Genomic DNA, 24,661 nt, shown 5'->3' with positions numbered 1-24,661 from the left:
TCAGATCTCCCGTACTAGTCGTTGCAGGAAGGCGGGTGTCTCCCCAGGCGCGAGAGCGCCTGCCCGCAGGGCCTCGAACCTGCGGGAGAAGGTCCAGATGGTGGTGTCCTTGTCGCTGATCTCCGACCCGTCGGCGGCGTCGCTTTGCACCACCGTCGGAAGCGGGCTGCCGAACTCCAGCAGGGTGAAGTTGGCACCTGTCCGGTAGGTGGCCGTGGTCATCGGGAGGATCTGGACGGTCACGTTGTCGAGTTGCGCGAAAGCAAGGATCTCCTCGTACTGCTCACGCATCACGTCCGGGCCGCCCACCACCCGCCGCAATGTCGCTTCCTCCTGGATGACCCAAAGCTCCACCGGACTGTCTCGGCGCGTCAGAGCCTTCTTGCGCTCCATTCGGATCTGAATGTGGCGCTCGACGAACTCCGTCGTCGTCTCCTCAACCGGCTTGGCGGTCTGGAACATCTCCCGGGCGTATCGCTCGGTCTGCAACAACCCGAGGACCACATTCGGTTGCCAAGCCCGGATGCTCCGAGCACCGCTTTCCAGCCCGATGTACATCCCCATGCCGGACGGCAGGACACTGCGATAGAGCGACCACCAGCCCCGGTTGAGCGAATCCCGGTGGATCTCGACCAGGAAGTCCACGTCGTCCTCGTCCTCGACGCCGTATCGGTCCAAGAGGGCTTTCAGGTCTGCGGCCTTGGGCAGGGCCGAGAGGCCGTTCTCGACCCGGAACAGTTTCGTGGTGGAAAACGTCAACCCGTCCACCGCCTCCGCGAGGGTGAATCCGGCCTTGTCCCTCAACCGCTTGAGCTCCCAGCCGAGTTGCATGCGACGGACCGTCGGTCCCGTTGGTGCTGCCACGAGTATGCCTCCGGAGGAGTCGAGCCTGCCATGTCGCCGTGCGAGTTCTGAGTCTGGCAAGGACAGACCGCCGTATCAGGCCATTTGCCCACTCGGTCACATATGCCATCTGAAGCGGAAATTAGCTGTCATCTTGCGCGCCAGCTTCCGCGCGTCCGAAGCTGTTTCCGCCACCGCCTCATCACTCGCGGTAGCCGAACCTCGGAACGCCATGGAGCCCTCATGCCTTCATCACGCCCCCGTCTGCTGCCCTGGCCCGGACTGAACGGGCAGCCCTGCTTCCTCGTCACCGACGACACCGGCACCAGCTACCTCTCCCGGCTGGCCGACGAGATGGAGGCCGTACAGCTACGGACCGGGGCCGAGCTTCTCGGGCATGCGCGGCCGCTGCTCCGGGACCGCAAGGCCGACGCCTGCGAGCTGCGCTTCGTGGGGCATCGGCTCGCCGAGGCGCTGTATGACGCGCTGCGGGTGGCCGAGAGCCGGGGGCGGCGGCTGGAGGACCGGGAAGAGACCGCCCCCGAGCAGAGTTAGTAGAAGCATGAACAACAGCGTGGACGTCGTGGTCATCGGTGCCGGGCAGGCCGGGTTGTCCGGTGCCTATCACCTCCGGCGGGCCGGGTACGAGCCCGGGACCGGCTTCGTGGTGCTCGACCACGCGCCCGCGCCCGGCGGGGCGTGGCAGTTCCGGTGGCCGTCGCTGACGTACGGCAAGGTGCACGGGATGTACGACCTGCCCGGTATGCGGCTGACCAGCGACGACGCGGATCCGGAGCGGCCCTCGTCCGAGGTGGTCCCGGCCTACTTCGCACGGTATGAGCGCGCCTTCGATCTGCGGGTCGTCCGGCCGGTGCATGTCGACGCCGTACGGGACGGGGACGACGGGCGGCTGCTGGTGGAGACCTCGGCCGGGACCTGGTCCGCCCGCGCGCTGATCAACGCGACCGGGACCTGGGACCGGCCCTTCTGGCCGCGCTACCCGGGACAGGAGACCTTCCGGGGCCGCCAGCTCCACACCGCGCAGTACCCGGGGCCCGAGGCGTTCGCCGGGCAGCGGGTGATCGTCGTCGGGGGCGGTACGTCCGGGGTGCAGCATCTGCTGGAGGTCGCCGAGGTGGCGGCGGAGACGACCTGGGTCACCCGCCGCCCGCCGGTGTTCCACACCGGGCCGTTCGGCGAGGACCAGGGGCGCGCCGCCGTCGCACTGGTGGAGGAGCGGGTCCGGCGGGGGCTGCCGCCGCAGAGCGTGGTGTCGGTGACCGGGCTGCCCATGACGGAGGCGATGCAGCGGGCCCGGGAGAAGGGGATACTCGACCGGCTGCCGATGTTCGAGCGGATCACCCCGTCCGGGGTGGCCTGGGCGGATGGGCGTCATGTCGACGCGGATGTGATCCTCTGGGCCACCGGTTTCCGCGCCGCGATCGACCATCTCGCCCCGCTGCGGCTGCGCGAGCCGGGCGGCGGGATCACCGTCGACGGCACCCGGGCGGTCCGGGATCCCCGGGTGCATCTGGTCGGCTACGGGCCGTCGGCCAGCACGGTGGGCGCCAACCGGGCGGGCCGGGCCGCCGTACGGGAGATCCAGGAGCTGCTGGCCGCCCCGTACGACAGCCGGCCGTCACCGGAGAAGGTCGCCGTCGGGCATTGACGTGGCGCGGGGCGGGCCGGTGCTTCCCCGGACGACGAGGGTGGGGTCGAGGACGATGTCCCGGTCGGTGGTGCGCCCCTCGTCGAGCCGTTCGACGGCCGCCCGGACGGCGCGGTCGGCCGCCTCGGCGGCGTCCTGGCGTACCGAGGTGAGGTCGATGAAGGACAGCCGGGCGAGTTGGCTGTCGTCGTAGCCGACGATGGACACGTCCTCGGGCACCCTGACGCCCGCGCGCAGGAACGTGCCGAGCAGACCGTGCGCACAGCGGTCGTTCCCGGCGATGACCGCCGTGGGCAACTCGGCCCGCGCGAGCAGGTCCCGGGCCACCCGGGCTCCGGACTCCTCGGTGTAGTCGCCGGGGTGGACCTGGATGTGGTCGGCGAGTCCATGGCGGCGCATGGCGGCGCGGTATCCGCGTCGTCTGTCGTCGGCGGCGGGCATGGTGCCGCCGTCTATGTGCGCGATGGCGCGGTGTCCTTGGGCCACGAGATGGTCGACGGCCTGGCGCATCCCCCTCCGCTCGGCGGTACGGACGACATCCGTACCGGCGGCTCGCGTCAGCGGGTTGATCTCCACGACGAAGGGCCCGCCGACACCCGTGGCCGGGTGGTGCCGCTCGAACGTCGTACCGATGGTGATGATGGCTTCACAGCGCAGTCCGAGCAGCTCGTCCATCGCCTGACGCTCGTCGCGGGTGTCGACCATGGCGTTGAGCACGAGGGTGTAGCCGTGCTTCCGGGCGGCGGCGTACAGGGCCTCGACGACGCCCACGTCGTGTGGCTGGCGCATGGTGAACAGCACGCCCAACTGCCGGCTGCGCGTGCGGCGCAGCAACTGGGCGGCGGTGTCGGGACGGTAGCCGAGTTCCTCGGCCGCCCGGAACACGCGGCGGCGCGTATCGGCGCTGGCGCCGGGCTGGTTGCGGAACACCAGTGACACCAGGGCCTGCGAGACACCGACCCGCGCGGCGACATCGGACATGGTCGGGCGCTTGGGGCGCGCTGCCGAGGTTCCCCGGCCGTCGGACCGGCCGGTGCCCCCTGGATCGTCCATCCGTACCTCCCCGTGCTTATGTCTTGACATGGATCACACCGCACTCCCATAGTACGTAGCACTTGTACGTACTAGTTGTACTGACAAAAAGACAAAGGCTCTGCGCGGCCGCGCGATCGCGGCCGGCCGGCCATGAGAGACCGCACGGCAGGTGACCCCTGCCGGAATGGCCGCGCCGTCGCACCGGGCCCACGTACGCCGCCCACTCAGTCGACATCGGGAAACACACCGCAGCCGGCCGGGGCGCCACCACGACCTCCGCTGCCTCCACGAGGAGACACGACGATGAACACCCGACTCGACTCAGAGGACACGGGCATCACACACCAGGACCCCGAACTGCCACCGGACACCAAGGGCCCCCATTCACGACGGCTCGGCCTGGTCGCCGTCATCGTGACCTTCGGCGGGCTGCTGTTCGGCTATGACACCGGCGTTGTCAACGGCGCCCTCGACCCCCTCACCGACGACCTCGGGCTGACCGCGCTCACCGAGGGAATCGTCGTCAGCAACCTCATCTTCGGCGCCGCCTTCGGCGCCATGATCGGCGGAGTCCTCTCCGACCGGCACGGCCGCCGCCACAACATCCTGCTGCTGTCCCTGGTGTTCATGGTCGGCACCCTGGGCTGCGTACTGTCGCCGAGCTGGCAGGTGCTCGCCCTCTTCCGCTTCATCCTCGGCCTCGCCGTGGGCGGAGCCTCCGCGACGGTCCCGGTCTATCTCGCCGAAATCGCCCCGGCCGAGCGCCGCGGCTCCATCGTCACCCGCAACGAGGTGATGATCGTCTCCGGCCAGTTCGCCGCGTTCGTCATCAACGCGATCATCTTCAATCTCTGGGGCGAGAGCGATGGCATCTGGCGGCTCATGCTGCTCGTCGCCCTCCTTCCGGCGATCGGGCTGTTCATCGGCATGCTGCGGCTGCCGGAGAGCCCGCGCTGGCTGGTCGCCCAGGGCCGTGAGGACGAGGCACTCGCCGTCCTGTCCCAGGTCCGGGCCCCCGAGCGGGCCCGCGCCGAGATGGCGGAGGTGCACCGCCTCGCCGAGGAGGAGCGGGTCGCCAAGACCGCGGGCCGGGTGGATCTCGGGGTGCGCTGGGTGCGGGTGCTCATCCTGATCGGGGCGGGGCTCGGCTTCTGCCAGCAGTTCACCGGCATCAACTCCGTCATGTACTACGGCACACAACTGCTCGGCGACGCCGGGTTCTCGGGCGACTCCGCCATCATCGCGAACACCCTCAACGGCGCCTTCAGCGTCATCGGCATCGCGGTGGGCGTCTCGGTCATCAACAAGCTCAAACGGCGCACCATGCTGATCGGCGGGTTCACCCTGACCACGACGTTCCACCTGCTCGTCGGCCTCTCCGCGCTGCTGATGCCCGAGGGCACCGTGAAGGCGTGGTTCATTCTCGTGTTCGTCGTGCTCTTCGTCTTCTCCATGCAGGCCACCATCGGTCCGCTGGTCTGGCTCATCCTCTCCGAGATGTTCCCGCTGAAGATCCGCAGCCTGGCCATCGGCATCAGCATCTTCGTGCTGTGGATGGCGAACGCCCTGGTCGCCCTCGGCTTCCCGCCCATCGTGAAGGCCATGGGGATCTCGAACACCTTCTTCGCCTTCGCCGCCTTCGGTGTGCTGGCCCTCCTGTTCATCGCGACCTGTGTGCCCGAGACCAAGGGCCGCTCGCTGGAAGAGCTGGAGGACGACTTCCGTACCCGCTACTCCTCATCCGCGCCGCTCCGGAAGGAGGGCTCCACAGCATGACCGTCCTGACCGCCATCGCCGAGGGCCGCGAGGGAGACCACGCGCTGACCGCGGGAATCGCCGAGGCCCGGCTGCTGGGCACCGATCTGGTGCTGGTCAATCTGCGCCTGTCGGCGCTGGACCGCTCCGGCCTGCCCGAGAACCTGAAGATCACGATCGTCGAGCGCAGCGGTCCCGGCGACCGCGACCCCGTCGACGCCGTTCTGGACGAGATCGAGGCCCGGCCCGATGTCGACCGGCTGGTCGTCGGCATCCGCCGGCGCTCGCCGGTGGGCAAGGCCCTGCTGGGCAGTGTGAGCCAGCGGCTGCTGCTGGAGAGCCCCGTCCCCGTCGTCGCGGTCAAGCCCCCGGTCTGACCGGGCCTCGGCGTCGGGAAGGGCCCCGGTTCCAACGCGGGGCCCTTCCCGACGCCGAGGCTCTGCCTGACGCCGAGGCTCTGCCCGACGCCGAGGAGACCGGTGACCCCGAGGTCAGGCCCCCGGCCGCGCCGCGAAAGTCGAATCCCTGACCACCAGTTCGGGCTGGAGGACGATCCGCCGGTGCTGATGGTCCGCCATCTCCTCACCGGTCTCCTCGATGAGCAGCTCGGCCGCCGTACGCCCCATCCGGAACGCCGGCTGGCGTACCGACGTCAGCGGCACCGCGGCCGCCGCCGCGAACTCGATGTCGTCGTACCCCACCAGCGCCACCTCCCCCGGCACCGACACCCCGGCCGCGAAGAGGGCCTGAAGCACTCCGAGCGCCAGGAGGTCGTTGGCGCAGAACACCGCCGTCGGGCGCGGTGAGATGCCCAGCAGCCGCGCGCCCGCGTCCCGGCCCGAGGCCACGTCCAGCCGCTCGGCCTCGATATGCACCATCGCCTCCGTCGCCAGCCCCTCCTCGGCGAACGCGCCGAGCAGCCCGGCGCGCCGGTCCTGGCACTGCGGGAGCAGCATCGGACCGCTGACGTAGACCACCGAGCGGTGTCCCTGGGCGATGAGGTGGCGGCCGGCGAGCGCCCCGCCCTCGATGTCGTCGACCGACACCGAGCAGCCGTCGGCGCTGGGCACCTCGCGGTCCACGAAGACGAACGGGATGTCGTGGCGCCGGAAGCCCTCCAGGTTGGCCCCGGTGACATCGGCCGGGGTGACCAGCACGCCGCGCACCCGGTGCTCGGCGAAGAGACCGAGGTAGTCCGCCTCCTCCTCGGGGCTCTGCGCGCTGTTGCACACCATCACCCCAAGACCCGCCTCCCGCGCCGCACGCTCCGCGCCACTCGCCACGTCCACGAAGAACGGGTTCGCCATGTCCAGCACCAGCAACGCGATGATGCGGCTGCGCCCCGCGCGCAGTTGACGCGCGGACTCCTGGCGTACGTAGCCCAGGCGCTCGATCACGCCCTGCACCCGGTCGCGCGTGGCCTCGGCGACCATCTCGGGCCGGTTGATCACGTTCGAGACGGTTCCGACGGACACTCCCGCCTGCCGCGCGACGTCCTTGATCCCCACCATGCGTCCCACGACCCGGAGCCTCCGTCTTCCCGCGACCCACCGCGGTCGCGGGAACATGGTAGTGCTCTGTTCGACCGGTCGGGCAGGACCGGGCCGCCGCCGCGGGCCGCTCCCCACCGCCTCAGGCCCGCTCCGGGCCACCGCGGGGCCCCGGCTCAGCCGCGGGAGCGGACCAGGCTCGACCCTCGGACGACGAGTTCGGGCTGGAGGACGATCCGCTGGTGGCGGTGGTCCGCCGCCCGCTCCCCCGTCTCCTCGATCAGCAGCTCGGCCGCCATACGCCCCATCCGGAACGCGGGCTGGCGCACCGACGTCAGCGGCACCGCGGCCGCCGCCGCGAACTCGATGTCGTCATACCCCACCAGCGCCACCTCCCCCGGCACCGACACCCCCGCCCCGTACAGCGCCTGGAGCACCCCCAGCGCCAGCAGGTCATTGGCGCAGAACACCGCCGTCGGCCGCGGTGACATGCCCAGCAGCCGCGCCCCCGCGTCCCGCCCGGACGTCACATCCAGCCGCTCCACCTCGACATGGCGCAGCGCGGACCCGCAGAGCCCCCGCTCGCGCAGGGCACGCAGCGCGCCCTCGCGGCGGTCGCGACACTGGGCCAGCCGCATCGGCCCGCTCACATAGGCGACGGTGCGATGACCGAGGCCCAGCAGATGGCGGACGGCGAGTTCGCCGCCGGTGACATCGTCGACCGACACCGAACATCCCTCGGCGCTGGGCAGCACCCGGTCGACCAGGACGAACGGAATGGGCTGCCGCCGGAAGGAGGCGAGGTTGCGCCCGGTCATATCGGCCGGGGTCATCAGCACCCCGCGCACCCGCTGTTCGGCGAAGAGCCCGAGGTAGTCGGCCTCCTCCTCCGGGCTCTGCGCGCTGTTGCACACCATCACCCCAAGACCCGCCTCCCGCGCCGCACGCTCCGCGCCACTCGCCACGTCCACGAAGAACGGGTTCGCCATGTCCAGCACCAGCAGCGCGATGATGCGGCTGTGACCGGCCCGCAACTGGCGCGCGGACTCCTGGCGTACATAGCCCAGGCGCTCGATGGTGGACAGCACCCGGGCCCGGGTCTCCTCGGACACCGACTCCGGGCGGTTGATGACGTTGGAGACCGTGCCGACCGAGACCCCGGCCTCGCGCGCCACCTCTTTGATGCCCACTCCGGGTGCCATCCGTCAGGAGGGGAGCGTGAAGTCGATGACGCGGAGGGCGGAGGGTGTGGTGCCGCTGGACCGCCGCTGGTACAGATACGACAGAACGCCGTCCTGCGCGAGCCGGGTGTCGTCCACGACGACCTCGCCGAAGGCGTTCAGCCCGCTGCCGTCGAAGAGGGTCTTCCAGTCCGTCCAGCCCGAGGACTTGGACGCGGCCACGATCCTGCCGTACGGCATCACGGCGTAGGCGTTGTCGTAGCGGTCGAAGACCAGGTGGCTGCGCTGGGTGGAGCCCGGCGGCACCGGGATCTCGGTCTTCTTCCAGGTGCCCGCGGCGTCCTTGAAGAGGTGGAAGGTGCGGCCGTTGGCCTTCCGGTCGGCCGCGTAGTCGGTGGTGCACTGGCCGAAGCGACCGGGCACATAGCTGATCAGGGCGTGCGGCAGTCCGGCGGAGTCGGTGGCCTGGCTCTCCTGGTTCATCAGCGAGTGGTCGGGGCCCAGCGGGTCGACAACGGTCCCGGCGTCGCCGACCGCCACCGTGTCGGCGCCACCGGTGGTGCCGACGGCGGTGCCCGCCGCGGTGCGCCAGGTGCGGCCGCGGTCGGAGCTGCCCACATAGCCGGTGTCGTGGTTGGTGAGACCGCCGCTCGCGCACATCACCGCGTTGTTCTGCTCGCGCCAGGTGTAGAAGGCGTGCAACCGGCCGTCGGGCCCGTAGTCGATGCCGTGCAGATACATATTGCGGGCGGTGCTGGAGCCATGCTCGCCGGCGTAGGTGCCGGTGGCGGAGGACCATGCGCCCAGCGCCGTCCACTTGCTGCCGTCGTACTCGGCGAGCGCGTTTCGGCCGTTGCCGGAGACGCCGGAGCGGTAGCTGAGCTGGAGTCGGCCCTCGGGGGTGGCGATGAACTGGGGGTAGGTGAACTGGGAGGTGAGCGTCAGGCCGTCGAGGGTGGTCCGGACCGCGCCGAACTGGCCAATGGTCCAGGGGTGTCCGGCGGGGTCGTCCACCAGCCCGGCCACCGACTTCACATAGAAGAAGCCGCTGCTGTGGGAGTCCATGTTCAGATGCAGCCGGCCGTCGATCCGCGAGATTCCCATGGAGATGACGTTGTGGGAGTCATCGGCGGTGAGCCGGTGCGGCAGGGTGACGGTCTGCCAGCTCTGCTGGGTGAGCGCGCGGCGCCCGATGACCGCGCTGCGGTCGCCGGTGTACCAGACGGCGTACTGATAGCCCTTGTAGGTGAGCAGCCCGTTCTTCTGGAAGGCGTTGTTGTTGACCAGGCCGTCGTACGACTCGAAGTAGATTGCCTTGGCGTCGAGTTGGGTGTCGACGAGCTTGCCGATGGCCGGGCCGGGGGCAGCGACGGAACCCGGGGTCGCGCCCGCGCCCGCGCTCGGGGCCGCGGCGCCGAGCAGGGCGGTGGCCAGGACGGCGATGGCCAGTGGTCTCATGTCCGTTCCTTTCCTGGTGCGCTTGTGGGGGGGCGGAGCGAGCTTCTGTCCCCACCCCGCCCCCTCCCGAACCATTGCGTCGTCGGCCGACTGCGGCGTCGTCGTGGCTGGTCCCACGCGGCGGAGCCGCACATCGGCACAGCCGCGGCGGAGCCGCACATCGACACAGCCCCGCGCCCCTTCGGGGCGCTGCCCGGACCGCCGCGTCCCGCGGCTACGCGAGGTGGAAGACCTCCGTCAGCGGCTTCATCCCCTCGTCCGGCCGCGCCCCGTCCAGCGCTTCGAAGAAGGGCGCCATCTCGGTCTGCCAGCGGGCGTTGACCTCGGTGGCGGCCATCGCGGCCTGGGCCGCCGCGAAGTCCTCGGTCTCCAGATAGCCCACCAGCAGCCCGTCCTCGCGCAGGAACAGCGAGTAGTTGTGCCAGCCGGTCTCCGCGAGCGCCGCCCGCATCTCGGGCCAGACGGCCTCGTGGCGCTCGCGGTACTCCTCGATCCGGTCCTGGCGGACCTTCAGCAGAAAACACACCCGCCGCATCGCCGGACCGCCCTCAGAAGTCGAACTTGTCGATGTTGGCCTTGTCGAAGACGGTGGGCGGGCCGAGGATGATCTCGCCGTTCTTGCCGACCGTGTACTCGCCCAGCTTCCCGGCCTTGAACTTCTCCCCCTCGGCCCCGGTGATCTGCCCGGAGGCGAGCGCGGCCGCGGCGTACGAACCGAGGTAGCCGAGCTTCTTGGGGTCCCAGAGCGAGAACTGCTCGACAGTGCCGTCCTTGACGTACTTGCGCATCTGGTTGGGGGTGCCGAGTCCGTTCAGCACGACCTTGCCCTCGTATGAGGAGCCGCTGATGTAGCGGGCGGCCGCGGCGATGCCGACCGTGGTGGGCGCGATGATGCCCTTGAGCTTCGGATACGCCTTGAGCAGGCCCTGGGTCTCCTGGAAGGACTTCTGGTCGTCGTCGTCCCCGTACACCGTCTTGACCAGCTTCATGTTCTTGTAGGCGGGCTTGTTCAGCTCGTCCTTCATGAAGCGGATCCAGGTGTTCTGGTTGGTGGCGTTCTGGGTGGCGGAGAGGATCGCGATCTCGCCCTTGTAGTCGAGCTGCTTGGCGAGGTGCTGGACCTGGCTACGGCCGATCTCCTCGGAGCCGGCCTGGTTGATGAAGAGCTGACGGCAGGCCGGGGCGGTGTCGGAGTCGTACGCCACCACCTTGATGTCCTTCTTCATGGCCTGCTTGAGCGGGCCGCAGACCGCGTTGGGGTCGTTGGCCGCGATCAGGATGGCGTCCTGGCGCTGCTGGACCAGGGTGTTGATGTACGACACCTGGGAGGAGGCGCTGGCGTCGGACGGGCCGACCTCCTTGCCCTTGCCGCCGAACTCCCCGGCGGCCGTGATCCCCGCCTCGTCGATGAGCTTCTCGTAGGGGTTGTTGATCTGCTTGGGCAGAAAGGCCAGCTTGAGGCCCTTCTTCAGGGGTGCGCCGGGGTCGGCCTTGGCGTCGGTCTTGGCGGGGCCGCTGTTGTCGTTGTCCTTCTTGGTGGTGCCGCCGCAGCCGGCCAGGGCCACGGCCAGGGCGCAGACCGCGGCGGCGGTGGCGGCGGCGCGGCGGCGTCCGGAAGTGGACTGGATCATGAGAAGACCTTTCGCGGTGCGTGGGTGGATCAACTGGTCGAGGCGGCGGCGCGCCGGTGACGCCAGGCGCTCACGGTGGTGATCAGGCGGGGGGTGAGGACGGAGGCCACCAGCAGCAGCCCGGTGACGATCACCTGGACCTCGTTGGCCACGTCGTTGAGGGTCAGCAGGTTCTTCAGGACGCCGATGAGCAGCACCCCGGCGACGGCGCCGAACAGTGTGCCCTTCCCGCCGTCGAAGTCGACGCCGCCCAGCAGGACGGAGGCGATGACGAGCATTTCGAAGCCCTGGCCGTTGTCGGCCCGCGCGCTGCCGTACCGCAGGGTGAACACGACCCCGGCGAAGGCCGAGATCAGCCCGCTGACGACGAACAACAGCAGCTTGACGCGTTTGACACGGATGCCCGCGAAGTAGGCGGCGTCCTCCTGGGCGCCGATGGCGAACAGCGACCGGCCCAGGCCCGTGGCGTGCAGCACCACCGCTGCGATGGCGGCCAGCACGATGAACAGCGCCACCGGATAGGTGAGGAAGGTGCCGGGCACGGTCGTGGTGTCCACGGACCATTTGGCGTACGTCTCGGGGAAGTCGGTGATGGCGCCCGTGCCGAGCACCACCGAGGCCAGCCCCCGGTAGAGGGCGAGTGTCCCGATGGTGACGGCGAGCGAGGGCAGCCCGACCCGGGTCACCAGCCAGCCGTTGAGCAGCCCCCCGGCCACCCCGACCAGCAGCACGATCGGCACGATGGTCTCGAACGCCCAGCCCGCGTCCCACAGTTGGCCGGTCAGCGCGCTGCCCAGACCGAGCATCGAGGCCACCGACAGATCCACCTGCCCGGCCACCACCAGCAGCGTCATCGGCAGCGCCATCAGCGCCACCTCGGCGATGTCGTTGAAGGCGAAGGCGAGGTTGTCGCGGCTCGCGAAGCCGTCCGTGGTGCCGAGGCCGGTGAGGAAGACGGCCACCAGCAGCACCCCGACGGCGGTGTCCCACCTGAGCTTCATCGAGCGCTCCTCTTCCTCAGCGCACGGGTCATGCGCACCCTCACGATCCGGTCCACGCTGATGGCCGCCAGCAGCAGCGCACCCGCGATGGCGTCCTGCCAGAAGGAGTCGACCTTCAGCACGGCCAGGGCACTGCCGATGGTGGTGAGCAGCAGCGCGCCCAGCGCCGCGCCCCACACCGTGCCGGTGCCGCCGACGATGGCGACGCCACCGACCACCACCGCGCTGACCACGGTCAACTCCCAGCCGTGGGCGTTGTCGGCGACGACGGTGCCGAAGCGGGCCAGCCACAGCGCGCCCGCGAAGCCCGAGACGGCGCCGGAGAAGAGATACGCGCCCAGCACCCGCCGCCGGATCGGCACCCCGGCCAGCCGGGCGGCCTCCGGGCTGGAGCCGATGGCGTACAGCTCACGGCCGCTGCGGTAGGTGCGCAGGACGTACGCGGTCCCGGCGAGCACCGCGAAGGCGATCAGCGGGAGATACGGGATGCCCAGCACACTGCCGCTGCCGAGGTCCAGTACGGGCTGCGGCACGTCGGCCGCGTTGATCTGCTGCCCTTGCGCCCACCAGTAGTCGACGCCCTGGATGATGTAGAGCATTCCGAGGGTCACCACCAGCGCGGGCACCCGGCCGAAGCTCACCAGCGCACCGCTGACGATGCCGCAGCCCGCGCCGACGAGCAGGCCGAGCAGCAGGACCGTCAGCACCCCGTGGTCGGTGCCGGAGACGAACTTCCCGCAGGCGAAGGCGGACAGGCCCACCACGGAGCCGACCGACAGATCGATATTGCGGGTGATGACCACCACCGACTGCCCGACCGCGAGCAGCACCAGGATCGCGGCGTTGAGCAACAGGTCCTTGATGCCCTGGTCGTTGAGAAAGCGTGGCTCGGCGATCCAGGTGAACAGCACCAGCAGCAGAAGGGCGCCGGCGATGCTGATCTCCCGCGCGCGGAAGACGGCGTCGACGAGCGAGCGCGCCGAGCGCGGCGTCTCGGGCGCGGCGGCGGGTTTCCCGGGTTTCTCGACGGTCACGCTCACGTCCGTGTCCTTTCGCCGGTGAGGCCCGTGGCGTCGGGGTCGCCCGTGACATCGATGTCGCGGGTGTCGCCGGTGAGCCCTGTCGCGGCGGCCATGACGGACTCCTCGGTGGCCTCGGCGCGCGGGATCTCGGCGACCAGCCGGCCCTCGTGCATCACCAGGACCCGGTCGGCCATGCCCAGCACCTCGGGCAGATCGGAGGAGATCATCAGCACCGCGAGGCCGTCCGCGGCCAGCGATGACAGCAGCCGGTGCACCTCGGCCTTGGTGCCGACGTCGATCCCGCGCGTCGGCTCGTCGACGATGAGCACCGTGGGCTCGGTCGCCAGCCACTTGGCCAGCACGACCTTCTGCTGATTGCCGCCGGAGAGCACCCCGACGTGGTCGGCGAGACTGCCGTACTTCAACTGGAGTCGGACCGCCCAGTCGGCCGCCCGGCCGCGCTCCAGCGTCCGTCGCACGAGGCCCGCGCGGCCCAGTCGGTCGAGGCCGGTCAGCCCGATGTTCCGTTCGATGGACAGCTCCATCACCAGGCCCCGCTGGCGCCGGTCCTCGGGGACGAGCGCGAGCCCGGCGTCCATGGCGGCGGTCGGCGAGCCGGGCAGCAGCACCGTCCCGTCGACCCGCACCTCGCCCGCGTCCGCCCGGTCCACGCCGAAGACGGCCTGGGCGACCTCCGTGCGCCCGGCGCCGACCAGCCCGGCGAGCGCGACGATCTCACCGCGCCGCACCTCGAAGGAGACGTCCCGGAAGACGCCCTCACGGGTCAGCCGCCGTACCGACAGCGCGGTTTCGCCGACCCGGCTGTCCTGCTTGGGGTAGAGCTCGGCCAGATCCCGGCCGACCATGCGGCGGACCAGATCGTCCTGGGTCAGCCCCGTCAGCGGCTCGGAGGCCACCCACCGGCCGTCCCGCAGGATGGTGACCCGCTGGCACAACTCGAAGATCTCCTCCAGGCGGTGCGAGATGAACAGCACGGCGGCGCCCTCGGCGCGCAACGTCTCGACGACCGAGAAGAGCCGGGCGGTCTCGCTTCCGGTCAGCGCGGCCGTCGGCTCGTCCATGATCAGGACCCGGGCGTCGAAGGAGAGCGCCTTGGCGATCTCGACGATCTGCTGATCGGCGATGGACAGCCCCCGGGCGGGCCGGTCCGGGTCGAGGTCGACGCCGAGCCGCGCCATCAGGGCGCCGGTGGAGGTCCGTACGGCCTTGTGGTCGATCCGGCCGAGGGCCCGGCGGGGCTGACGGCCCATGAAGATGTTCTCGGCGATGGACAGATCGGGGAAGAGCGTCGGCTCCTGGTAGATGACGGCGATGCCGACGTCGCGCGCGTCGGCGGGGCCGTGGAAGACCACCGGCTCGCCGTCCAGCAGCACCCGGCCGGAATCCGGCCGGTGCACCCCGGCGAGGGCTTTGATCAGCGTCGACTTGCCCGCCCCGTTCTCACCGGCCAGGGCATGGGCCTCACCGGCGAAGAGCTCGAGCGAGACATCGCGAAGGGCCCGTACGGCGCCGAAGGATTTGTTCACCCCCTCGAGGGCGAGGACCGGCACACCGGTCGAAGCAGGCTGGCTCACGGAGTCTCCTGACGCATACCCAGGGCGGGAAATGAAATGTTTCAATGCTGGATTCCGGGAAGCTAGCCGTGCACTTTGCGGCCGTCAAGGGGGTGTGCACGGGATATGCCCACATCGATTCAGCCCCCTTGACGCGCCCGGAAATCCGGCCCTACGGTCCAGGCGCCTTGGGTTGAATCGTTTTCATCGATCGTTCCCATCCAGCCATCCCTGGAGGAAGCCCATGATCAGCAGACGCCACCTGCTCGCCACCACCGCCGCCACCGGTACGGCCCTCACGGGTCTGCCCGCTCTCACCCCGTCCGCCGCCGCCGAGGACCGCCCCGCCGCCGGACTGCGGGTCCGGAGCACGACGGTGGAGTACGCGCCCCAGCCGCTCGGCCTCGACATCCCCCACCCCCGCCTGAGCTGGATCCTCGACTCCGACGCCCGCGACCAGTCGCAGAGCGCGTACCACATCCGGGTCGCCACCTCCCCCGACCGGCTCGGCGACCCCGACGTCTGGGACAGCGGCAAGCAGACCTCGCGCCAATCGGTCCTGGTGCCCTACGACGGTCCGGCCCTGCGTCCGCGCACCCGTTACCACTGGTCGGTGCGGGTCTGGGACGACCACGGCCGCCCCTCCCCGTGGTCCGCCCCCGCCTGGTGGGAGACCGGGCTGCTGGGCGACGGGCAGTGGCGGGCGCGCTGGATCACCGCGCCCGCCGCGCTGACCGCGCCCCCGGCCCTGGACGGCGCCTCCTGGATCTGGTTCCCCGAAGGGGATCCGGCCACCGAGGCCCCGGCGGCCACCCGGTGGTTCCGCGCCACGGTTCAGGTCACGGGCACCGTCCGGCGCGCCCGGCTGGTGGTGGCCGCCGACGACGGCTTCACCGCCTATGTGAACGGCACCGAGGTCGCCGCCCGCGAGGCACTGGGTGTGCTCAAGGCATGGAGCCACCCGGCCACCGTGGACGTCACCGAATTCCTCCACCAGGGCGCCGCCACCCTCGCCATCTCGGCCACCAACGCCGAGAAGGGCCCGGCGGGGCTGCTGACCACCCTGGAGCTCACCACCGAGGACGGCACCACCACCCACCACCACACGGACGCCACCTGGCGCACGACCGACGCGAAACCCCCCGCCGCCTGGCCGGACCGGGATTTCGACGACAGCGGCTGGGCCACCGCCAAGAAGCTGGCGGCCTGGGGCAGCGGGCCCTGGGGCCGGGTGCTCCCCCTCCAGTCCCCCGCCCAACTGCGCCGCACCTTCCGGCTCACCAAGCCCGTCGCGCGCGCCCGGCTCCACTCCACGGCACTGGGCCTGTACGAGGCGCAGCTCAACGGCGTCCGCGTCGGCCGCGATCAACTGGCGCCCGGCTGGACGGATTACCGCAAGCGGGTGGCGTACCAGACCTATGACGTCACCGACGCCCTCCGCCCCGGGGCCAACGCCCTCGGTGTGACCCTCGCCCCCGGCTGGTACGCCGGGAACATCGCCTGGCTCGGCCAGGCCCAGTACGGCGAACACCCCGCCCTGCTCGTCCAGTTGGAAGTCGTGTACGCCGACGGCAGCACCGAGCGCATCACCACCGACCAGCAGTGGCGCGCGGCCACCGGCCCACTGCTGACCGCCGACGTGCTGATGGGCGAGGAGTACGACGCCCGTAAGGAGACGCCGGGCTGGAGCTCACCGGGCTTCGACGACACCGGCTGGCAGCCCGCCGTCACGGCCGCGGACATCACCGCCGAGGTGGTGGCCCAGACCGACGCCCCGACCCGGGTGGAACGCGAGATCAAGCCCGTCGAGGTCACCGAACCCGCCCCCGGCGTCCACCTCTTCGACCTCGGTCAGAACATGGTCGGCAGCGTCCGCCTCACCGTCTCGGGTCCGGCCGGCCGGAAGATCCGGATCCGCCACGCCGAGGTGCTGAGCCCCGACGGCACCGCCTATACGGCCAATCTGCGCACCGCCCGCCCCGTCGACACGTACACCCTCAAGGGCGGCGGCCCCGAGACCTACGAGCCGCGCTTCACCTTCCACGGCTTCCGCTACGTCGAGGTCACGGGCTACCCCGGAAAGCCCTCCCTCGACGCGGTCACGGGCCGGGTCATGCACACCGCCGCGCCGTTCACCATGTCCTTCCACACCGACTCGGCGATGCTCAACCAGTTGCACTCCAACATCACCTGGGGCCTGCGCGGCAACTTCCTGTCCATCCCCACCGACACCCCGGCGCGGGACGAACGGCTCGGCTGGACCGGCGACATCAACGTGTTCTCCAGCACCGCCGCGTACGCCATGGAGTCCGCCCGCTTCCTCACCAAGTGGCTCCAGGACATGCGCGACGGCCAAACCGACGGCGGCTCCTTCCCCAATGTGGCGCCCAACCTCGGCGACGTCGGCGACGGCGTAGCGGGCTGGGGCGACGCCGGGGTGACCGTGCCCTGGAACCTCTACCAGGCATACGGCGACACCCGCGTCCTGCGCGAGAACTGGCCGGCCATGCGCCGCTGGATCACCTATCTCGAACAGCACAGCACCGGCCTGCTGCGGCCCGCCGAGGGCTACGGCGACTGGCTCAGCGTCGAGGCGGAGACCCCCAAGGACGTCATCGCCACGGCCTACTTCGCCCACGCCACCGACCTCGTGGCCCGCACGGCACAGGTCCTGGACGAGGACCCGGCCCCTTACGAAGACCTTCTGACCCGCATCAAGACGGCCTTCACCACGGCCTATGTCTCCGCCGACGGCAGGATCAAGGGCGACACCCAGACCGCGTACGTCCTGGCGCTCTCCATGGACCTGCTCCCCGCCGCCCTCCGCAAGCCCGCCGCCGACCGCCTCGTCGCCCTCATCCAGGACCGCGACTGGCATCTGTCCACCGGCTTCCTCGGCACCCCCCGGCTGCTCCCGACGCTCACCGAGACCGGTCACACCGACGTCGCCTACCGCCTGCTCCATCAGCGCACCTTCCCCTCCTGGGGGTACCAGATCGACCGGGGCGCCACCACGATGTGGGAGCGCTGGGACTCCATCAAGCCGGACGGCAGCTTCCAGGACGTCGGGATGAACTCGTTCAACCACTACGCCTACGGCTCGGTCGGCGAGTGGATGTACCAGAACATCACCGGGATCGCCCCCGCCGCCCCCGGCTTCCGCGAGATCCTCATCCGGCCCCGCCCCGGCGGCGAAGTGCGCTCCGCCGAGGGCCGCTACGACTCGCTCTACGGCCCGGTCACCACCCGCTGGTCCCAGGGCGAGGACTTCACCCTCACGGTGTCCATCCCCGTCAACACCACCGCACAGATCTGGGTCCCCGCGCGCCGCGCAGCGGATGTGACCCGGCACGGCGGGCACCTTCTGCGGATGGCGGACGGCTGCGCGGTGTTCGCCGTGGGCTCGGGGACCCACCACTTCTTGACGCGTGGCCGACCGCGCGGCTAGGTTTCTTGAATCGTTTCATTAAGGAGATTCATGTCTGACGTTCCAGCCGTGAAGGCGGCCCTCAAGAGCCAGGCGGTCGAGACGCCGTCATGGGCGTACGGCAACTCCGGAACCCGGTTCAAGGTCTTCGCCCAGCCCGGTGTGCCGCGCTCCCCCCAGGAGAAGCTGGACGACGCCGCCCAGGTGCACGCCTTCACCAAAGTGGCGCCCACCGTCGCCCTCCACATCCCCTGGGACCGGGTCGAGGACTACGGGGCGCTCGCCAAATACGCGGAGGAACGCGGCCTGAAACTGGGCGCCATCAACTCCAACGTCTTCCAGGACGACGACTACAAGCTGGGCTCGGTCACCCACCCCGACCCGGCGGTCCGCCGCAAGGCCCTGGACCACCTCCTGGAGTGCGTCGACATCATGGACGCCACGGGCTCCCGCGACCTCAAGCTCTGGTTCTCCGACGGCACCAACTACCCCGGCCAGGACGACATCGCGGCCCGCCAGGACCGTCTCGCCGAGGCCCTGAGCGCCGTCTACGACCGCCTCGGCGACGACCAGCGCATGCTGCTGGAGTACAAGTTCTTCGAGCCCGCCTTCTACACCACGGACGTCCCGGACTGGGGCACCGCCTACGCCCACTGCCTCAAGCTCGGCCCCAAGGCCCAGGTCTGCGTCGACACCGGCCATCACGCCCCCGGCACCAACATCGAGTTCATCGTCGCCCTCCTCCTGCGCGAGAAGAAGCTCGGCGCCTTCGACTTCAACTCCCGCTTCTACGCGGACGACGACCTGATGGTGGGCGCCGCCGACCCCTTCCAGCTCTTCCGGATCATGTACGAGGTGGTCCGCGGCGGCGGGCTGACCTCGGGGGTCGCCTTCATGCTCGACCAGTGCCACAACATCGAGCCCAAGATCCCGGCGATCATCCGCTCCGTCATGAACGTCCAGGAAGCCACGGCCAAGGCCCTCCTGGTCGACGGTGACGCGCTGGCCGCCGCGCAGCGCACGGGCGATGTGCTGGGCGCCAACGCGGTCCTGATGGACGCCTACAACACCGATGTACGGCCGCTGCTCGCCGAGGTCCGCGAGGAACTGGGCATCGGGCCCGACCCGATGGGCGCGTATCGGGGCTCGGGGTGGGCGGAGCGGATCGTTTCGGAGCGGGTGGGTGGGCAGCAGGCGGGGTGGGGGGCGTAGCGCGCGGGCGCGTAGCGCCTGCGGCGGGCCCTTCCCCACCCCGCCCCTTCCCGAAACCGGGGGCAAGCCCCCGGCCCCCCGGGACCACCGGGGCTGCGCCCCGCCCCGCCCCCGGGGCTCCGCCCCACGTCCCCGGGGCGTTGCCCCAGACCCTGGGGGCTCCGACCCAAATCCCAGGGGCTCCGCACCGAACTCGCCAGGGCTCAACACCCCAGAACGCCGCCCCAGACACCCGGGACTCCGACCTCGGCTCCCCAGAATTCCGCCCCGCACCCCGGGGCGCTGCCCCGATCCCCTTGGGGCTCCGCCCGAACAACCCGAGAAGCCGCCCCAAGCACCCAGGGCTCGGATCGAGCCCCCGGGGCTTCGCCCCGAACTCCCGGGGCGGTGTCCCAAACCCCAGGGACTCCGACCCAAGCCCGACGGGCCTCGCCCGAACACCCCAGGAAGCCATCCCAAACACGCGCGGTTCCGACCCACTCCACCCCGAACCCGGCGGGGCTCCGCCCGAACACCCCAGGGAGCCGCCCCAAACACGCGGGACTCCACCCGGGTCCAGAGCTTCGCCCCACACCCCCGGGGCGCTGCCCCAAACCCCGGGACTCCGAACCGAACTCGCCGGGAAAGTCGCCCCCAACACGCGGGGCGTCGCCCCGAACCCCTTGGCGCCACACCCGACCACTACCGGCCCCCAAACACACCCATGCGGGACACGTCTCCCGCCGAGACCAGCCTGGTCCACACGAAGAGGACGACATGACCGCAGAACCTCATCCCGAGGCGGCCGCGCTCCTGGAGCGATCGCACCGGCTCGGTGCCGACCCTCGTAATACCAACTACGCGGGCGGAAACACCTCCGCCAAGGGCACCGCGACCGACCCCGTGACGGGCCAGGACGTCGAGCTGATGTGGGTCAAGGGCTCCGGTGGCGATCTGGGTACACTCACCCACTCCGGGCTTGCCGCGCTGCGGCTGGATCGGCTTCGGGCGCTCACCGGGGTCTACCCGGGGGTGGAGCGCGAGGACGAGATGGTCGGGGCCTTTGACTACTGCCTGCATGGCAAGGGCGGGGCCGCGCCGTCCATCGATACCGCCATGCATGGCCTGGTCGACGCCGCGCACGTGGACCATCTCCACCCCGACTCCGGCATCGCCCTCGCCTGCGCGGCCGACGGCGAGGCGCTGACCAAGGAGTGTTTCGGCAACCACGTCGTGTGGGTGCCCTGGCGGCGCCCCGGCTTCCAACTGGGCCTGGACATCGCCGCCGTCAAGAAGGCCAATCCCCAGGCCATCGGCTGCATCCTCGGTGGCCACGGCATCACCGCCTGGGGCGACACCTCCGCCGAGTGCGAGGCGAACTCCCTCCGCATCATCCGCACCGCCGAGGAGTTCCTCACCGCACGCGGCAAGGCGGACCCGTTCGGCCCCGTCGTCCACCCCAGCCTCCCCGAGGCCGAGCGCCGCGCCCGCGCGGCCGCCCTGGCCCCCGTGATCCGCGGGCTGGCCTCCACGGACCGCCCCCAGGTGGGCCACTTCACGGACGACGACACCGTCCTGGACTTCGTCTCCCGCGCCGAACACCCACGCCTGGCGGCCCTCGGCACCTCCTGCCCGGACCACTTCCTCCGGACGAAGGTCCGCCCCCTGGTCCTGGACCTTCCGCCCGACACCCCACTCGACGAGACGATCAACCGCCTCAGGGAACTCCACACCACCTACCGCACCGACTACGCGGCCTACTACAACAACCACGCCACCCCCGACTCCCCTCCCATGCGCGGCGCGGATCCCGCCATCGTGCTCATCCCCGGCGTCGGGATGTTCAGCTACGGCAAGGACAAGCAAACCGCCCGCGTGGCAGGCGAGTTCTACGTCAACGCCATCAACGTCATGCGCGGCGCGGAAGCGGTGTCGGCCTACTCCCCCATCGAGGAGTCGGAGAAGTTCCGCATCGAGTACTGGGCGCTGGAAGAGGCCAAGCTCCAGCGCATGCCGAAGCCCAAGCCCCTCGCCACCCGTATCGCCCTGGTGACCGGCGCCGGCTCAGGCATCGGCAAGGCGATCGCGCACCGCCTGGTGGCCGAGGGCGCATGCGTCGTAGTGGCGGATATCGACGCAGCCTCAGCCGCAGCCGTCGCACAGGAGCTGGGCGGCCCGGACAAGGCCACCTCAGTCGTCGCCGACGTCACCTCCGAAGAGCAGCTCAAGGCGGCATTCGCCCAAACAGCCCTGGACTTCGGCGGCGTGGACATCCTCATCAACAACGCCGGGATCAGCATCTCCAAGCCCCTCCTCGAAACCACCACCCAGGACTGGGACCTCCAGCACACCATCATGGCCCGAGGCAGCTTCCTGGCCTCCCGCGAAGCGGCACGGACCTTCATCGCCCAGAACATGGGCGGCGACATCGTGTACATCACCTCCAAGAACGCGGTGTTCGCGGGCCCGAACAACATCGCGTACTCCGCGACCAAGGCCGACCAGGCCCACCAAGTCCGCCTGCTCGCCGCCGAGTTGGGCGAGCACGGCATCCGGGTCAACGGCGTGAACCCCGACGGCGTGGTCCAGGGCTCCGGCATCTTCGCCGGCGGCTGGGGCGCACAACGCGCCGCCGTGTACGGCGTCCCCGAGGAGAAGCTGGGCGAGTTCTACGCCCAACGCACCCTGCTCAAGCGCGAAGTACTCCCGACCCACGTGGCGAACGCGGTCTTCACGCTCGTAGGCGGCGACCTGGCCCACACCACGGGTCTGCACATCCCGGTCGACGCGGGGGTGGCGGCGGCGTTCCTGCGCTGAGACGCGCGTGAGGGGGACGGGGTCGGAGGGGTGGGGTCCTGGACGCTTACGTGCATTTGTGGCGCCGATCTCCGGCCCACCCAACGCCCCCGGCCAACGGCGCCGTAAATATACGGTCCAGGGCCCCGCCCCGGAGGCCCCGGCCCCCGCCCCGTACGAACCACAGCAACCACCCCCGCACCCCACCCACCACGAGGTCCACGTGCCCACCACAGAACACCGCTTCGCCGCCGTTGACCTCGGCGCCTCCAGCGGCCGACTCATCGTCGGCGAGGTCGCCCCCGAACGGCTGACCCTCCACGAGACACACCGCTTCCCCAACCAGCCCACCCGCGTCCTGGGCACCCTGCACTGGGACATCCTGTCCCTCTACCAGGGCATCCTGAACGGCCTGAAGGCAGCGGCGAACAGCGCCCCACACCCCCTGACCAGCATCGGCATCGACACCTGGGCCGTCGACTACGGCCTACTCGCCGCCGACGGCACCCTCCTCGCCAACCCCGTGCACTACCGCGACACCCGCACCACCCACGCACCCGAAAAGGTCGCGAAGACGCTCTCGCCCCAGGCCCTCTACGCCGCCACCGGCATCCAGCACCTCCCCTTCAACACCGTCTACCAGCTCATAGCGGCCCAGGGCACCCCCACCCTCACCGCCGCCCACCGGCTCCTCCTCATCCCCGACCTCATCTCGTACTGGCTGACCGGCGAGCCCGGCACCGAGCTGACGAACGCCTCCACCACCCAGCTCATCGACCCCCGCACCCGCGACTGGGCCACCCCTGTGGCACAGGCCCTGGGCATCGACCTGACGCTCTTCCCGCCCCTGCGCCACCCGGGCGACCCCGCCGGGACCCTGCGCCGGGACGTGCTCGCCGAGACGGGCCTCACCACCCCCCTCCCCGTGACCGCCGTCGGCTCGCACGACACCGCGTCCGCCGTCGTCGGCGTCCCGGCCACCACGCCCGACTTCGCGTACATCGCCACCGGCACCTGGTCCCTCGCCGGGCTGGAGCTGGACGCGCCGGTGCTCACGGAGGCGAGCCGCGCGGCCAACTTCACCAATGAGCTGGGGGTGGACGGCACGGTCCGCTATCTGCGCAACATCATGGGGCTGTGGATGCTCCAGGAGTGCGTCCGCACCTGGAACGCCGAGAACATGCGAGCCACCGGCACAGACCTCACCGCCCTGCTCCAAGAGGCAGCCCAAGCCACCCCCCTCCGCTCCGTGGTCGACGCCGGCGACCCCGCCTTCATCGCCCCGCACCACATGCCCGACCGCATCGCCGAAGCCTGCCGCCGCACCGGCCAGCCCGTCCCCCGTACCCCGGCCGAGACCACCCGCTGCGTCCTGGACTCCCTCGCCCTGGCCCACCGCCGCGCGATCGCCGACGCCACGCGGCTGTCCGGCCGTACGGTCCGCACCGTGCACATCGTCGGCGGCGGTGTGCACAACACCCTGTTGTGCCAGCTCACCGCCGACGCCTGCGGGCTCCCCGTCGTCGCGGGCCCGGCCGAGGCGGCGGCCCTCGGAAACGTATTGGTCCAGGCCCGGGCGGCCGGAGCGATCACCGGTGGTTTGCCAGAATTGCGCGCGCTGCTTCACAGCACCCAGCCTCTGAGGCAGTATGAGCCCACAGGTGATCATTCGGCGTGGGACCGGGCAGCCGCCCGGCTAGGAGACGCACAGGTCACAAGGGCCACCACCGGCCTGGGCGACGAGGAGGAACCGTGCGCGTAGCGCTCTTCATCACCTGCGTCAACGACACCCTCTATCCACAGACCGGCCAGGCCGTCGTCACGCTTCTCGAACGGCTCGGCGTGGAGGTCGGCTTCCCGGAGGGGCAGAGCTGCTGCGGTCAGCCGCAGTTCAACACCGGCTACCGCCACGAGACCGAACCGCTGGTGCGCCGCTACGCGGCCGCGTTCCGCGACTACGACTATGTGGTGGCCCCCTCGGGTTCATGCGCGGCGATGGTGCGCGACAACTACCCCCGGATCGGCGCCAAGGCCGCCGCCGAGGGTCGTGGCCAGGAGCTCGCGGACGCGGCGGCCGAGACCGTCCCCAAGACGTACGAGCTGACCGAGTTCCTCACCGACGTACTGAAGGTCACCGACGTCGGCGCGTACTACCCGCACACCGTGACCTACCACCCCACCTGCCACGGGCTGCGGATGCTGGGGCTCGGCGACCGCCCGCGTTCGCTTCTCGCCGCCGTGAAGGGGCTGACCCTGGTGGAGTTGCCGGGCGCCGACGAGTGCTGTGGCTTCGGCGGTACGTTCGCCGTCAAGAACGCGGCCGTCTCGGCGGCCATGGGGGCGGACAAGGCGCGCAACATCACGGCGACCGGTGCCGAGGCCGTGTGCACGGTCGACAACTCCTGCCAGATGCACATCGGCGGCACACTCGCCCGCCAGGGCTCCGCGGTCCGCCCGGTCCACATCGCCGAGATCCTGGCCAGCACGGAAGGAAACGTCTGGTGAGCGGAGACCGCCAGGTGAAGGCAAGGCATCAGGCGAGCGGACACCATCAGGTGAGCGAAATCCATCGGGAAGGACACGACTGG

19 protein-coding genes are annotated in these 24,661 nt (G+C 70.5%); 9 read left to right on the top strand and 10 right to left on the bottom strand.

Features of this window, described 5'->3' with window-relative positions; translation table 11 throughout:
* Positions 1 to 864, bottom strand: a complete 864-nt coding sequence (locus tag ACK1X7_RS40140) for a helix-turn-helix domain-containing protein (protein WP_385155280.1) — start codon at positions 862 to 864, stop codon at positions 1 to 3.
* Between the two features lie 222 nt (positions 865 to 1,086).
* Between ACK1X7_RS40140 and ACK1X7_RS40135 the strand changes: the two genes are divergently transcribed.
* Entirely contained in the window at positions 1,087 to 1,398 is a 312-nt protein-coding gene (locus ACK1X7_RS40135; RefSeq protein WP_385155277.1) for a hypothetical protein, read from the top strand.
* A gap of 7 nt (positions 1,399 to 1,405) precedes the next feature.
* Positions 1,406 to 2,512, top strand: coding sequence for an NAD(P)-binding domain-containing protein (locus tag ACK1X7_RS40130; protein ID WP_390793449.1), 1,107 nt, complete (start codon positions 1,406 to 1,408; stop codon positions 2,510 to 2,512).
* Here the strand turns inward: ACK1X7_RS40130 and ACK1X7_RS40125 are convergent.
* On the bottom strand, positions 2,483 to 3,565 hold the full coding sequence (locus tag ACK1X7_RS40125; RefSeq protein WP_385155272.1) for a LacI family DNA-binding transcriptional regulator: 1,083 nt from the start codon (positions 3,563 to 3,565) through the stop codon (positions 2,483 to 2,485). The genes ACK1X7_RS40130 and ACK1X7_RS40125 overlap by 30 nt on opposite strands.
* A gap of 285 nt (positions 3,566 to 3,850) precedes the next feature.
* Between ACK1X7_RS40125 and ACK1X7_RS40120 the strand changes: the two genes are divergently transcribed.
* Positions 3,851 to 5,323, top strand: coding sequence for a sugar porter family MFS transporter (locus tag ACK1X7_RS40120; protein WP_385155269.1), 1,473 nt, complete (start codon positions 3,851 to 3,853; stop codon positions 5,321 to 5,323).
* Positions 5,320 to 5,679, top strand: a complete 360-nt coding sequence (locus ACK1X7_RS40115; RefSeq protein WP_385155266.1) for a universal stress protein — start codon at positions 5,320 to 5,322, stop codon at positions 5,677 to 5,679. The genes ACK1X7_RS40120 and ACK1X7_RS40115 overlap by 4 nt, the downstream gene beginning before the upstream one ends.
* Positions 5,680 to 5,793: 114 nt before the next feature.
* Here the strand turns inward: ACK1X7_RS40115 and ACK1X7_RS40110 are convergent, their stop codons facing one another.
* The 8 genes from ACK1X7_RS40110 to ACK1X7_RS40075 all read right to left on the bottom strand — a co-directional run bounded on the left by ACK1X7_RS40110 (position 5,794) and on the right by ACK1X7_RS40075 (position 14,680).
* The gene (locus ACK1X7_RS40110) at positions 5,794 to 6,813 is read right to left on the bottom strand and encodes a LacI family DNA-binding transcriptional regulator (RefSeq protein WP_385152871.1); all 1,020 of its coding nucleotides are present in this window, start codon (positions 6,811 to 6,813) and stop codon (positions 5,794 to 5,796) included.
* 155 nt (positions 6,814 to 6,968) lie between these two features.
* Positions 6,969 to 7,994, bottom strand: coding sequence for a LacI family DNA-binding transcriptional regulator (locus ACK1X7_RS40105; RefSeq protein WP_385152869.1), 1,026 nt, complete (start codon positions 7,992 to 7,994; stop codon positions 6,969 to 6,971).
* Positions 7,995 to 7,997: 3 nt separating this feature from the next.
* The gene (locus ACK1X7_RS40100; RefSeq protein ID WP_413116419.1) at positions 7,998 to 9,431 is read right to left on the bottom strand and encodes a BNR repeat-containing protein; all 1,434 of its coding nucleotides are present in this window, start codon (positions 9,429 to 9,431) and stop codon (positions 7,998 to 8,000) included.
* A 214-nt stretch (positions 9,432 to 9,645) separates the two neighbouring features.
* A complete protein-coding gene (locus ACK1X7_RS40095) occupies positions 9,646 to 9,966 on the bottom strand; it encodes an L-rhamnose mutarotase (protein ID WP_413116418.1) in 321 nt (106 codons plus the stop codon).
* Between the two features lie 13 nt (positions 9,967 to 9,979).
* The gene (gene rhaS / locus ACK1X7_RS40090; RefSeq protein WP_385152860.1) at positions 9,980 to 11,062 is read right to left on the bottom strand and encodes a rhamnose ABC transporter substrate-binding protein; all 1,083 of its coding nucleotides are present in this window, start codon (positions 11,060 to 11,062) and stop codon (positions 9,980 to 9,982) included.
* A 29-nt stretch (positions 11,063 to 11,091) separates the two neighbouring features.
* Complete coding sequence (locus tag ACK1X7_RS40085; RefSeq protein ID WP_390793452.1) at positions 11,092 to 12,063, bottom strand: ABC transporter permease; 972 nt, start codon at positions 12,061 to 12,063, stop codon at positions 11,092 to 11,094.
* A complete protein-coding gene (locus tag ACK1X7_RS40080) occupies positions 12,060 to 13,103 on the bottom strand; it encodes an ABC transporter permease (protein WP_385152854.1) in 1,044 nt (347 codons plus the stop codon). The genes ACK1X7_RS40085 and ACK1X7_RS40080 overlap by 4 nt, the downstream gene beginning before the upstream one ends.
* The gene (locus ACK1X7_RS40075; RefSeq protein ID WP_390793453.1) at positions 13,100 to 14,680 is read right to left on the bottom strand and encodes a sugar ABC transporter ATP-binding protein; all 1,581 of its coding nucleotides are present in this window, start codon (positions 14,678 to 14,680) and stop codon (positions 13,100 to 13,102) included. The genes ACK1X7_RS40080 and ACK1X7_RS40075 overlap by 4 nt, the downstream gene beginning before the upstream one ends.
* A 223-nt stretch (positions 14,681 to 14,903) precedes the next feature.
* On the opposite strand from ACK1X7_RS40075, the gene ACK1X7_RS40070 reads away from it, so the two are divergent.
* The 5 genes from ACK1X7_RS40070 to ACK1X7_RS40050 all read left to right on the top strand — a co-directional run bounded on the left by ACK1X7_RS40070 (position 14,904) and on the right by ACK1X7_RS40050 (position 24,578).
* Positions 14,904 to 18,107: an alpha-L-rhamnosidase gene (locus ACK1X7_RS40070; protein ID WP_390793454.1), complete on the top strand. Its 3,204-nt coding sequence runs from the start codon at positions 14,904 to 14,906 to the stop codon at positions 18,105 to 18,107.
* Between the two features lie 30 nt (positions 18,108 to 18,137).
* Positions 18,138 to 19,298 (top strand): L-rhamnose isomerase, encoded by a 1,161-nt coding sequence (rhaI, locus tag ACK1X7_RS40065; RefSeq protein WP_385152848.1) that lies wholly within the window; start codon positions 18,138 to 18,140, stop codon positions 19,296 to 19,298.
* A gap of 756 nt (positions 19,299 to 20,054) precedes the next feature.
* Positions 20,055 to 22,094 carry a bifunctional aldolase/short-chain dehydrogenase gene (locus tag ACK1X7_RS40060; RefSeq protein WP_385152845.1) on the top strand — a complete coding sequence of 680 codons (2,040 nt, stop codon included), beginning with the start codon at positions 20,055 to 20,057 and terminating at the stop codon, positions 22,092 to 22,094.
* Positions 22,095 to 22,296: 202 nt separating this feature from the next.
* A complete protein-coding gene (locus ACK1X7_RS40055) occupies positions 22,297 to 23,835 on the top strand; it encodes a rhamnulokinase (RefSeq protein WP_413116417.1) in 1,539 nt (512 codons plus the stop codon).
* Positions 23,826 to 24,578, top strand: coding sequence for a (Fe-S)-binding protein (locus tag ACK1X7_RS40050; RefSeq protein ID WP_385150362.1), 753 nt, complete (start codon positions 23,826 to 23,828; stop codon positions 24,576 to 24,578). The genes ACK1X7_RS40055 and ACK1X7_RS40050 overlap by 10 nt, the downstream gene beginning before the upstream one ends.
* Positions 24,579 to 24,661: the final 83 nt, after the last annotated feature.

This window comes from Streptomyces sp. CY-1, assembly GCF_047218265.1.
GTDB classification, from domain to species: Bacteria; Actinomycetota; Actinomycetes; order Streptomycetales; family Streptomycetaceae; genus Streptomyces; species Streptomyces niphimycinicus.
Note: the sequence above shows the minus strand (reverse complement) of the source record. Positions and strands in the feature narration are given on the sequence as shown.